Here is a 1,904-nt window from a genome sequence, read left to right as displayed (position 1 = left end):
GCTTGTGTGCAGCGGACCGGCGGTCGTACCTTCGGCACCCGGGCAGCGGAAGCCGAAGGCCGGGTCGCGCGACCACCCGACCAGGTCGCGGCCCACGCGGCCCGGGCTCTTGCGAGGGCAGCCCGGGCTGGCTTTTGGGTCAGGCGTCGCGGCGGTTGACCACCACGAGCGCACCGCCGAACACGATCGCCACGAAGACGGCGAAGTAGATCAGGCTGCCCCACACGCCCCAGTGCCAGTTGCCCGACACTTCCTCGACGCTCAGGAACCGGTTCACGTTCGCGAACGGCAGCCACGGATTGACAGCGCGACCGAAGCTGCCGAACGCGCCGAGCAGGCCCTCGATCAGCAGCGGCCACAGCACGATCAGGGAGATGGCCGCCGCGGACTGGCGCACCAGCACGCCGACACCGATCGCCAGCAGCACCGAAAGGAACGCGTAGATCGGGATGCCGTAGATCGCTCGCCAGTTGCCGTCGAGCACCAGCATCGGGGCGCCGTCACCGGCGATCAGCTTGGCGACAACGAAGGCGACCAGCGCGAGCACACCGGTCAGCACCGCCGCGTACACACCGACCAGACCGGCCTTGGACACGATCACCTTCGACCGGTTCGGCACCGCGAGGAAGCTGGAGCGGATCACCCCGAAGCGGTACTCGCTGGTGACGGTCAGGGCGGCCATGATCATCAGCACCATCACGCCGAAACCGGTGACCCCGGAGGCCGCGAGGCTGGGCGTGAGCGACAGCGGCTCCTGCCCCGGCTCCGCGTCGATATTGGCGATCACCGCCATCAACGCGGCCAGGCCGATGCCGAGGAGAACCACGATCGCCGAGCACCACCAGGGCGAGCGGGTCGAGGTGAGCTTGATTCGTTCCGCAGCGAGCACGCCCATCAGAGCGCACCTCCCATCACCTGGTCGAAGCCTGCGCCGTGGTACTCCACCGCGCCGCCGGTCATCCGCATGAACGCCTCCTCGAGGGAGGCCTGCTGCGGTGCCAGCTCGTAGAGCGTGACGTTGTTGGTTCCGGCCACCTTGCCGACCTCGTCGCTGGTCACGCCCGCGACGATCAGCGCGGCATCGCCCTCTTCCCGCACGGTCATGCCGTGCGAGGTGAGCAGGCTGCGCAGCTGGTCCAGCTGGGGACTGCGGACCCGGACCGACTGCTCGGAGGCGCGGTCGATGAAGTCCTTGGTGGTGGTATCGGCGATGAGCTGACCACGGCCGATGACGATCAGGTGCTCGGCGGTCTGGGCCATCTCCGAGAGCAGGTGGCTCGACACCAGCACCGTGCGGCCCTCGGCGGCGAGCCGCTGCATGAAGCGGCGGATCCACAGGATGCCCTCGGGGTCGAGACCGTTGACCGGCTCGTCGAACAGCAGCACCTTCGGATCGCCGAGCAGTGCGCCCGCCAGGCCGAGCCGCTGCGACATTCCCAGCGAGAAGCCACCGGCGTTCTTGCCCGCCACCTCGGACAGGCCGACCAGCCGCAGCACCTCCTCGACCCGCGACTTCGGCAGGTCGTTGGACGCGGCCAGCCACTCCAGGTGCGCGCGCGCCGAACGGTTCGGATGCACCCACTTGGCATCGAGCAGCGCGCCGACCTGGGTCAGCGGACGCTCCAGATCCTCGTAGCGCTTGCCGTCGATCAGCGCGGTGCCCGAAGTCGGCCGGTCCAGGCCGAGGATCATCCGCATGGTCGTCGATTTACCGGCACCGTTGGGTCCGAGGAACCCGGTCACCTGTCCTGGGTGGACGGTGAACGAGAGATCCTGCACCGCGACGGTCTGGCCGAAATGCTTGGTCAGGCCCTTCAGCTCGATCATGAGCCCCAGCTTGCCCGACAAAAGTGGCGAGCGCGTCGCCGTGAGGTCGCGAGTCGGGTCATCCTCGAGGATGACCC

The 1,904-nt window shown here is 68.5% G+C and carries 2 protein-coding genes; both read right to left on the bottom strand.

The annotated features are described in order from the left end of the window. Nucleotides 1–139: 139 nt before the first annotated feature. Nucleotides 140–895 (bottom strand): ABC transporter permease, encoded by a 756-nt coding sequence (locus ACFWPJ_RS31680; protein WP_378857030.1) that lies wholly within the window; start codon nt 893–895, stop codon nt 140–142. Further along, nucleotides 895–1,827: an ABC transporter ATP-binding protein gene (locus ACFWPJ_RS31675; protein ID WP_378857032.1), complete on the bottom strand. Its 933-nt coding sequence runs from the start codon at nt 1,825–1,827 to the stop codon at nt 895–897. The genes ACFWPJ_RS31680 and ACFWPJ_RS31675 overlap by 1 nt, the downstream gene beginning before the upstream one ends. Between the last annotated feature and the right edge of the window lie 77 nt (nt 1,828–1,904).

It is taken from the genome of Nocardia sp. NPDC058497 (assembly GCF_042720195.1).
Classification (GTDB): Bacteria; Actinomycetota; Actinomycetes; order Mycobacteriales; family Mycobacteriaceae; genus Nocardia.
Note: the sequence above shows the minus strand (reverse complement) of the source record. Positions and strands in the feature narration are given on the sequence as shown.